Raw genomic sequence first — 8,366 nt, 5'->3', positions numbered from 1 at the left:
GCCCGCAGGCGGCCGGACCCACCCGTCCCCGCCTGTCCGCCCGGCTCCGGTGTGCGTGACCGGAGCCGGGCCCCACACGTACGGGGACCGTGCCGGAGGCTCTCCCCCCGGGGCCTCCGGGAACGAGAGAACCCCAAGAGCCCCCGCCCGCTCAAGCGGCCCCCGTCCGGGCCCGGATGGGGGTTCGCCCGGATTCGCCGATGGCGGGCGCGGTGGTGTTCGGCTGGCGTGTTCGGATGGCGAATCCCGAACCCCCAGGCAGCGGCGGCGCGGGGGTGGCGAAACCTGGCGTGTCCCCGCTCCCGCCCGGCCTACACCCAGGTGTCCAGCCACATCCGGCCTCGCCAGGAGTCGATGGGGATCGGCTGGCCGGTGTACAGGGGCCAGAAGTAGATGAAGTTCCAGGTGATCAGGAGGACCAGGACGCCGGCGGCGGTCGCGCCGACCACGCGGCGGGTGTCGGTGGAGTTCGGGGGGCCGATGATCGCGCCGGCCAGCATGGCGACGGCCAGGCAGAGGAACGGGACGAAGACGACCGCGTAGAACAGGAAGATCGTGCGCTCCTGGTACATGAACCAGGGAAGGTAGCCGGCCGCGATGCCGCAGGCGATGGCGCCGGCCCGCCAGTCGCGGCGGAAGGCCCAGCGCCACAGGACGTAGAGGATGGCCGCGCAGCCCGCCCACCACAGCACGGGGGTACCCAGCGCGAGGACCTCGCGGGCGCACTTGCCGCTCGTGCCGACCGGGCAGCCGTCGGCGCCGGGGCCGGGGGACTCGTAGAAGAAGGACACCGGGCGGCCCAGCACGATCCAGCTCCACGGGTTGGACTGGTAGGTGTGCGGGGACGACAGGTTGACGTGGAAGTTGTAGACCTCGTGCTCGTAGTGCCACAGGCTGCGCAGCCAGTCCGGCAGGAAGGTCCAGGAGCCGCCCCGGCCGTCGGTCGCTGCCCAGTTGCGGAAGTAGCCGCCGGTGCCGTCGGTGGGGGACAGTATCCAGCCCGTCCAGGAGGCGACGTACACCGCGACGGCCACCGGCACCGTCGCCAAGAACGCGAACCCGGTGTCGTACTTCAGCACCGCCGCGTACGGGTGCCGGGCACCGGCGACCTTGCGGGCGCCCACGTCCCACAACACCGCCATCAGGCAGAACGCGGCCAGGATGTACAGGCCGTTCCACTTGGTGCCGATGGCCAGGCCCAGCAGCACGCCCGCGCCCCAGCGCCAGGGGCGCAGGCCGAAGCGGAAGGTGTCCGCGACGCGGGCGTCCGGGCGTGCGACGCCGTCCGGGCCGGCGGGGAGCGCCGCGGCGAGCTTCTCCCGCGCCCGGTCCCGGTCCACCACCAGGCAGCCGAAGGCGGCGACCACGAAGAACATCAGCACGCCGTCCAGCAGCGCGGTCCGGCTCATCACGAAGTGCAGGCCGTCCACCGCCATCAGCGCGCCCGCCAGGCAGCCGAGGAACGTCGAGCGGAACATCCGGCGCCCGATCCGGCACAGCAGCAGCACGCTCAGCGTGCCGAGCAGCGCGGTCATGAACCGCCAGCCGAACGGGTCGAACCCGAAGACCAGCTCACCGAGGCCGATCACGAACTTGCCGACCGGCGGATGCACCACGTACGCCGCGTCCGAGGGGATGGCGAGGTGGCCGTGGGACGCGAGGACGGCGTCGTTGGCGTTCTTGTCCCAGTTGACCTCGAAGCCCCGGTGGACCAGCGCCCAGGCGTCCTTGGCGTAGTACGTCTCGTCGAATATCACCGCGCGCGGGCTGCCCAGGTGCCAGAACCGCAGCAGCCCCGCGAACAGCGTCACCAGCAGCGGCCCGCCCCAGCCCGAGAAGCGGGTGATCCGCTCCGCCAGGTGCGGCGGGCAGCCCAGCAGCTGCCACACCCTCGGCGCGGGCCGCGCGTAGGGCGGCACGAGCCGGTCCCGTACACCGGCCGCGGGAGCGCCCGCGGGGGGTACGTAGCCGAATCGGCGCAGCCGCCGCTGCCATGGGGGCCGCTCGTCGTCGGGCGGCGCCTGGCCCTGCCGGAGGTCCGTGGAGGACGCGGTACTGGTCACCGCGCCATGGTAGGGAAACGTGCCCGGCGAGTCCCGTGCAAGCGCGGTACCGATTGGGACGCGATCGGTTTCCGCCCCGCCCGGCACCCCTGGGAGGATGGCCCCCGTGACTGGAACCCTTGTCCTCGCAGGTACCCCCATCGGCGACGTCGCGGACGCCCCGCCCCGGCTGTCGAAGGAGCTGGCGCGGGCCGATGTGATCGCCGCCGAGGACACCCGTCGGCTGCGCCGCCTGACCCAGGCGCTCGGAGTGACGCCGGGCGGCCGGGTGGTCTCCTACTTCGAGGGCAACGAGTCCGCGCGCACCCCCGAGCTGGTGGAGGAGCTGCGCGGGGGCGCCCGGGTGCTGCTCGTCACGGACGCCGGGATGCCGTCGGTCTCCGACCCCGGCTACCGCCTGGTCGCCGCCGCCGTCGAGCACGGCATCCTGGTCACCGCCGTGCCGGGGCCGTCCGCGGTGCTCACCGCGCTCGCGCTGTCCGGGCTGCCGGTGGACCGGTTCTGCTTCGAGGGGTTCCTGCCGCGCAAGGCCGGCGAGCGGCTCTCCCGGCTGCGCGAGGTCGCCGGTGAGCGGCGCACCCTGGTCTACTTCGAGGCCCCGCACCGCCTGGACGACACCCTCGCCGCGATGGCCGAGGTCTTCGGCGCCGACCGCCGTGCCGCCGTCTGCCGCGAGCTGACCAAGACGTACGAGGAGGTCAGGCGCGGCCCCCTCGCCTACCTGGCCGCCTGGGCCGCCGAGGGGGTGCGCGGCGAGATCACCGTCGTCGTCGAGGGCGCCCCCGAGTCCGGCCCCGAGGAACTGGACGCCGGCGAACTCGTCCGCCGGGTCCGCGTCCGCGAGGAGGCCGGCGAACCCCGTAAGGAGGCCATCGCGTCCGTCGCGGCGGAAGCGGGCATCCCCAAGCGGGTGGTGTTCGACGCGGTGGTGGCGGCGAAGCGCACCGCGGGCTGAACAGGGGCTGAACGGGGCCGGGTGGGGACTGAGGGGCGTCCCGCCGACCGGGGTCCTGCGCCCGCTGGGCAGCGCGTATGCCGGGGTACGCCCCATGGCCGGGCAAACGGGGAGTGCGGGCGGGCAAAGGGAACGGCCCGTGGCGGAGCGGTTCGGCAAGGAACGTCCAAGGCGCGTCCAACAGTGGACAGTTCGCGTGCGTTCGCGGCGGTGCGGGCGTCCACTGGGCGAAGGGGCCGAAGAACCGTCCCCTCGTCCCGCAAGCGGGGCGTCAGTGGACCGCAGGAGCTGGCATGAGTGAGATCGCCGGGCAGATCGCCGCCGTTCACGAGTCGTACGCGTTCGCCTGCATGCGCTGCGGGCACGGCTGGGAGCAGTCGTACGCGATAGAGCACCACACCGACACCGACGGCCACGAGTGCGTGCGGTACATCGCCGACGGCCGCGTGGTGCCGTCCCCGCTGAGCCGGCCGGTGTGCCAGAACTGCGACGGCCACGTCGTACGGATCATGCGCGCCGGCCAGGTGGCCTCCGTACGCCGTCCGCGCCCCGAGCCGGCTCTCCCCGCGCCGGCGGCCCACCACTGGCACCTCTCCGACCTGCTGCATCCCTTCCAGCGCCGGGCGAGCTAAGGCCTGTCCGTAGGATCGGGGCATGCCTGCGAACGCCAGCGACAAGAACACGCCGCCCCCGCTCCCGGTACCCCTGGGTGTTCCGGTCGCCGACTCCCACACCCACCTCGACATGCAGTCCGGCACCGTCGAGGAGGGTCTGGCGAAGGCCGCGTCGGTCGGCGTGACCACGGTCGTGCAGGTCGGCTGCGACCTCGCGGGCTCCCGCTGGGCCGCCGAGACGGCCGCCGCGTACGACAGCGTCCACGCGACGGTCGCCCTGCACCCGAACGAGGCGCCGCGCATCGTGCACGGCGACGCTGCGGAAGGGTGGTCCCGGCAGGGCGCCCGCGTGCCCGGCGGGGACGCCGCGCTGGACGAGGCGCTCGCCGAGATCGACCGGCTCGCCGCGCTCCCCCAGGTCAAGGGCGTCGGCGAGACCGGCCTCGACTTCTTCCGCACCGGCCCCGAGGGCAAGGAGGCCCAGGAGCGGTCCTTCCGCGCCCACATCGAGATCGCCAAGCGGCACGGCAAGACCCTGGTCATCCACGACCGCGACGCCCACGACGACGTGCTGCGCGTGCTGAAGGAGGAGGGCGCCCCCGAGCGCACCGTCTTCCACTGCTACTCCGGCGACGCCGGCATGGCCGAGATCTGCGCCCGCGAGGGCTATTACCTGTCGTTCGCCGGGAACGTCACCTTCAAGAACGCCCAGAACCTCCGGGACGCCCTGGTGGTGGCCCCGCTGGAGCTGGTCCTCGTGGAGACCGACGCGCCCTTCCTCACCCCGGCGCCCTACCGGGGCCGTCCCAACGCCCCGTACCTGATCCCGGTCACCGTGCGCGCCATGGCCGCCGTACGCGGCACCGACGAGGACACCCTCGCCGCCGCCCTCGCCACCAACACCGCGCGCGCCTTCGGATACTGAGCCGCCAGTTCGAGCGGTGACCCTGGGTGGCCGCGCCGCTTTGGAGAGTGACGCCCGCTCCGCTAGGTTCTGGGGGCCCGATCGGCGAAGGCCCCTGGAGCGTGTCGCGGTGAGCAAGCAGTACGAGCGGTACGGCCCCCACGGCACCCTCGGCGACGAACCGGCCGTGCCGTCGGTGCACACCGCGCTGACCCTGCCGTACGGCGTACCCGGCGCCCCCCGCCGGCCCGCCCACGAGGCCGTGCCGCCGCCCCGCAGGACGCCGGAGGGACCCGGACCGGCGGGGCGCGGACGCCGTGCCGCCGCCCGCCCCGAGTCCCCGGTGCGCCGGCTGCTGCCGCAGGCCCTGGTCGTCGCGTTCCTCGCCGGGGGCACCGCAGCCTTCGTCGCCGAGGACAAGGCGGTCGAGCTGACCGTCGACGGCCACCCCCGCACCCTGCACACCTTCGCCGACGACGTCACCGGACTCCTCGCCGACGAGGGCGTACGCGTCGGCCCGCACGACGTGGTCACGCCCGCCCCCGGCACCCCGCTCACCGACGGCGACGAGATCGCCGTACGCCACGGCCGCCCCGTCCGGCTCACCGTCGACGGTGAACGCCGGGTCGTGTGGACCACCGCGGACACCGTGGACGGCGCGCTGAGGCAGCTCGGGGTACGGGCCGAGGGCGCCTACCTGTCCGCCTCCCGCTCCCTGCCCATCGGCCGCGCCGGGCTCGCCCTGGACGTCCGTACCGAGCGCAGCGTCACCGTCATGGCGGACGGCCGCACCCGCACCCTGCGCACCAACGCGGCCACCGTCGCCGACGTGCTGCGCGAGGCCGGCACCACCCTGCGCGGCGAGGACACCACCTCCGTGCCCGGCACCTCCTTCCCGCGCGACGGACAGACCGTCACCGTGCTGCGCATCACCGGCACCCACGAGACGCACGACGAGGAGATCCCGTACCCCGAGCGCCGCAGCGAGGACCCCGCGCTGCCCCGGGGCACCGAGGTCGTCGACCAGGCGGGCCGCCCCGGACTGCGCCGCAGCACCTACCTGCTGCGCACCGTCAACGGCGTCCGGCAGCGCCCCCGCCGGGAGCGGACCGAGGTGGTCCGGGAGCCGCGCCGGCAGCTCGTCCGCGTCGGCACCGGGCCCCGCCCGGCCACCGCGTCCGGCGCCGGCCACCTCGACTGGCACGCGCTCGCCGTCTGCGAGTCCGGCGGCCGCCCCGACGCCGTCGACCCCTCCGGCACCTACGGCGGCCTCTACCAGTTCGACACCGCCACCTGGCACGCCCTCGGCGGCAGCGGACGCCCCCAGGACGCGCCGCCCGAGGAGCAGACCCGGCGCGCCGAGACCCTGTACCAGCGCCACGGCACCTCGCCCTGGCCGCACTGCGGGTCCCGGCTGCGCGGCTGAGCCGGGGCACCGGTGCCCGCGCCGCCCCGTACCCTTGTCCCGTGACCAGCCCCACCCCCGACGCCCTCCTCGGCCCCGCCGACATCCGCGAACTGGCGACCGTGCTCGGCGTACGCCCCACCAAGCAGCGCGGCCAGAACTTCGTGATCGACGCCAACACGGTCCGCCGCATCGTGCGCACCGCCGGGGTGCGCCCCGACGACGTGGTGGTGGAGGTAGGGCCCGGACTCGGCTCCCTCACCCTGGCCCTGCTGGAGGCCGCCGACCGGGTCACCGCCGTCGAGATCGACGACGTACTCGCCGCCGCGCTGCCCGCGACCGTCGCCGCCCGGATGCCCGGCCGCGCCGACCGGTTCGCGCTGGTGCACTCCGACGCGATGCTCGTCGACGAGCTGCCCGGCCCCCCGCCGACCGCGCTCGTCGCCAACCTGCCCTACAACGTCGCCGTCCCCGTACTGCTGCACATGCTCGCCACCTTCCCGAGCATCGAGCGCACCCTGGTGATGGTCCAGTCCGAGGTCGCCGACCGGCTCGCCGCACCGCCCGGCTCCAAGGTGTACGGCGTGCCCTCGGTCAAGGCCAACTGGTACGCCGAGGTGAAGCGCGCCGGGGCGATCGGACGCAACGTCTTCTGGCCCGCGCCCAACGTCGACAGCGGCCTGGTCTCGCTGGTCCGGCGCACCGAGCCGGTCAGGACGTCCGCCACCCGGGCCGAGGTCTTCGCCGCGGTCGACGCAGCCTTCGCCCAGCGCCGCAAGACACTGCGCGCCGCGCTGGCCGGCTGGGCCGGGTCGGCCGCCGCCGCCGAGGCCGCGCTGGTCGCCGCCGGGGTGTCCCCGCAGGCGCGCGGCGAGTCCCTCACGGTCGAGGAGTTCGCGCGGATCGCCGAGCACAGGGGAGCGGGCGCGTGAGCGTCACCGTACGGGTCCCCGCCAAGGTCAACGTCCAGCTCGGCGTGGCCGCCGCCCGCCCCGACGGCTTCCACGACCTGGCCAACGTCTTCCTCGCGGTCGGCCTGTACGACGAGGTCACCGTGACCCCGGCCGGTGGACTCCGGGTCACCTGCTCCGGTCCCGACGCCGCGCAGGTCCCCCTGGACCGCACCAACCTCGCCGCCCGCGCCGCCCTCGCGCTCGCCGGGCGCCGGGGCATCGAGCCGGCCGTCCACCTCCACATCGCCAAGGACATCCCGGTCGCGGGCGGCATGGCCGGCGGCAGCGCGGACGGCGCGGGCGCACTCCTCGCCTGCGACGCGCTGTGGGGTACGGGCGCCTCGCGCGCCGAGCTGCTCGACATCTGCGCCGAGCTGGGCAGCGACGTCCCCTTCAGCCTGGTCGGCGGCGCGGCACTCGGCACCGGACGCGGCGAGAAGCTGACTCCGCTGGAGGCCGGGGGCACCTTCCACTGGGTGTTCGCGATGGCCGAGCGCGGCCTGTCGACCCCGGCCGTCTTCCGCGAGTTCGACCGTCTGACCGAGGGCCACGCCATCCCGGCCCCGGAGGCCGACCCGGCCCTCCTGACGGCTCTGGCGAAGGGCGACCCCGAGGCCCTCGCGGCGGCCCTCACCAACGACCTCCAGCCGGCGGCGCTGTCCCTGTACCCCGAGCTGGCGGCCACCCTGGAAACGGGCCGCACCGCAGGCGCCCTGGCCGCCCTGGTCTCAGGCTCGGGCCCCACGACCGCCTTCCTGGTCCCCGACTCGGACGCCGCTGTGAAGGTGACGGCCGCCCTCCACGCCTCCGGTACCTGCCGCACCACCCGCACGGCGGCTGGGCCGGTGCCGGGAGCTACGGTTCTCTGAGCCTCAGAGGCGGTCGATCTCCGTCAGGTCGATGTCGATCCCGTAGGGCGCGGTCAGCTTGACCTGTGCGTGGTGGATGCCGGTCAGGGCGTACGTCCCGGTGGCCTCGCCGCGCTCGTACACCTGGACCACGGGGTGGTCGTCCTCGCCGGCCATCTCCACCAGCCAGAAGTGGGGGATGCCGGCCGCGGCGTACTTGTGGGGCTTGGTGTCACGGTCCCGGGCCTCGGAGTCCGGGGACACCACCTCCACGGCGAGCAGGACGTCGGCCACCTCGAACCGCGTCTGACGGCGACCGACGACGGACTCGGCGCGTACGACGCAGAGGTCCGGCTCGGGGCCGTTGCGCCGGTCGAGGACCATGGTCATCTCCCTGCGCACCCGGAGCCGGGGCGGCACGGTACTCCTGAGGCCGGCGGCGAGCAGATCGATGACAACACTGTGAAAATCCCGCTGTGGACTTACGAAAACCAGGCTTCCGTCGATCAGCTCTGTGTGCGGCGGGAGATCCGGCAGTGTGAACAGGTCGTCCACGGTATAGCCGTCCTCGGGCGGCACCGGCCAGTGCGGACGGTGCTCGATGGACTCGGCGGTCATGGTTCC

General features: G+C 74.3%; 8 protein-coding genes. 6 read left to right on the top strand and 2 right to left on the bottom strand.

Annotated features, from left to right (window positions below):
- Positions 1-311: 311 nt before the first annotated feature.
- Positions 312-2,063, bottom strand: coding sequence for a dolichyl-phosphate-mannose--protein mannosyltransferase (locus ACFWN1_RS13180; RefSeq protein ID WP_384360656.1), 1,752 nt, complete (start codon positions 2,061-2,063; stop codon positions 312-314).
- Between the two features lie 106 nt (positions 2,064-2,169).
- Between ACFWN1_RS13180 and rsmI the strand changes: the two genes are divergently transcribed.
- From rsmI to ACFWN1_RS13150, 6 genes are all read left to right on the top strand, one after another.
- Positions 2,170-3,018 carry a 16S rRNA (cytidine(1402)-2'-O)-methyltransferase gene (gene rsmI / locus ACFWN1_RS13175; protein WP_384360654.1) on the top strand — a complete coding sequence of 283 codons (849 nt, stop codon included), beginning with the start codon at positions 2,170-2,172 and terminating at the stop codon, positions 3,016-3,018.
- A 293-nt stretch (positions 3,019-3,311) separates the two neighbouring features.
- Positions 3,312-3,650: a hypothetical protein gene (locus ACFWN1_RS13170; protein WP_384360652.1), complete on the top strand. Its 339-nt coding sequence runs from the start codon at positions 3,312-3,314 to the stop codon at positions 3,648-3,650.
- A gap of 22 nt (positions 3,651-3,672) precedes the next feature.
- Complete coding sequence (locus tag ACFWN1_RS13165) at positions 3,673-4,557, top strand: TatD family hydrolase (RefSeq protein ID WP_384360650.1); 885 nt, start codon at positions 3,673-3,675, stop codon at positions 4,555-4,557.
- A gap of 109 nt (positions 4,558-4,666) precedes the next feature.
- Positions 4,667-5,962 carry a ubiquitin-like domain-containing protein gene (locus ACFWN1_RS13160; protein WP_384360648.1) on the top strand — a complete coding sequence of 432 codons (1,296 nt, stop codon included), beginning with the start codon at positions 4,667-4,669 and terminating at the stop codon, positions 5,960-5,962.
- A gap of 41 nt (positions 5,963-6,003) precedes the next feature.
- The gene (gene rsmA, locus ACFWN1_RS13155; RefSeq protein WP_384360646.1) at positions 6,004-6,873 is read left to right on the top strand and encodes a 16S rRNA (adenine(1518)-N(6)/adenine(1519)-N(6))-dimethyltransferase RsmA; all 870 of its coding nucleotides are present in this window, start codon (positions 6,004-6,006) and stop codon (positions 6,871-6,873) included.
- A complete protein-coding gene (locus tag ACFWN1_RS13150) occupies positions 6,870-7,763 on the top strand; it encodes a 4-(cytidine 5'-diphospho)-2-C-methyl-D-erythritol kinase (RefSeq protein WP_384360644.1) in 894 nt (297 codons plus the stop codon). Before rsmA ends, ACFWN1_RS13150 begins: the two co-directional genes overlap by 4 nt.
- Before the next feature lie 3 nt (positions 7,764-7,766).
- On the opposite strand, the gene ACFWN1_RS13145 is transcribed toward ACFWN1_RS13150, so the two are convergent.
- Entirely contained in the window at positions 7,767-8,360 is a 594-nt protein-coding gene (locus ACFWN1_RS13145; RefSeq protein WP_384360658.1) for a Uma2 family endonuclease, read from the bottom strand.
- Between the last annotated feature and the right edge of the window lie 6 nt (positions 8,361-8,366).

Source organism: Streptomyces sp. NPDC058459 (genome assembly GCF_042721685.1).
In the GTDB taxonomy this organism is placed as follows: Bacteria; Actinomycetota; Actinomycetes; order Streptomycetales; family Streptomycetaceae; genus Streptomyces.
This window is presented reverse-complemented; position numbering and strand designations above follow the sequence as displayed.